This window comes from Bacillus sp. AR2-1 (assembly GCF_008368755.1).
Taxonomy (GTDB): Bacteria; Bacillota; Bacilli; order Bacillales; family Bacillaceae_G; genus Bacillus_A; species Bacillus_A wiedmannii.
This window is the reverse complement of record NZ_QORY01000059.1, coordinates 1-1,025: the sequence shown is the minus strand read 5'-3', so window position 1 is coordinate 1,025 and position 1,025 is coordinate 1. Positions and strand designations below refer to the sequence as shown.

At 31.0% G+C, this 1,025-nt stretch carries 1 protein-coding gene; it reads right to left on the bottom strand.

From position 1 onward, the window contains the following. Positions 1-22 precede the first annotated feature (22 nt). The gene (locus tag DT250_RS31380) at positions 23-874 is read right to left on the bottom strand and encodes a Cof-type HAD-IIB family hydrolase (protein WP_149214393.1); all 852 of its coding nucleotides are present in this window, start codon (positions 872-874) and stop codon (positions 23-25) included. Between the last annotated feature and the right edge of the window lie 151 nt (positions 875-1,025).

Here is a 1,025-nt window from a genome sequence, read left to right as displayed (position 1 = left end):
GGATTCTTTTTTTCTTTTTATATTACATTACATATTTATATAAAGCATGTGCAACACCGTGTTCTTCATTTGATAAAGTTTCGTATTTACACATTGCTTTTATTTCTTCGACTCCGTTCCCCATTGCAATTGATATGTTTGCTTTTTCCATCATGGATACATCGTTTAGCCCATCACCTATCGCTACAGTATTTTCAACTGGAATATTTAGATGTTCTGCTAAAGTATATAATCCATTTCCTTTTTGAGCATCTCGATGATTAATTTCTAAATTATGCCAATATGAAGATGTAATTGCTAAATCAGTATTATGCAGAAACGCTGCTTTTAACTTTTTTAATTTTTCTATGTCATAAGAAAATGGTAAAAGCTTATGCACATGTATATCAGTTTCTACAATCGGTTTACAACTTTCTGCACTATGAAACGCTGTATGCTCAAGGTATAAAGCTGCGATCGTTTCTAATTCTTTCAAGTCGAAATTTTCTTTTGAACTCTTCACATACTCAATTTCATTACGTACACTCTCTACTCCATAATCCGGTACATACACACCTTTATCAGTATAAAGCTGATAATATAAGCCATTCTCTTCAAGATATTCTACAATTTCAAGTGCTTGCATATTTTGAATTGGATATCTCTTCATCATTTTTTTATCTTTATATATAAGCGCACCATTTTCCGCAATAATTGGACACTCTAAATTAACTTCTAACAACAATCTTTCAATGTCGACGATAGAACGTCCTGTACAAATTGCTACAACATGACCCGCTTCCTGACATTTTTGAATTGCTTCTGCATTCTCTTTACTAATCATTTTATTCCCTGAAAGAAGAGTTCCATCTAAATCAATTGCGATTAATTTCATTATTTCTTCACCACTTTCTATAAATACACGAGTTCATTATAAACAAAAGGTATCGTTTTCATACTGATCTCGTGAAGTACTCCTTATTTATAATTTATGAAAAGCGTTTCAGGTCAAGAAATAATTAATAATAAAATCAAAAACTTTTCTT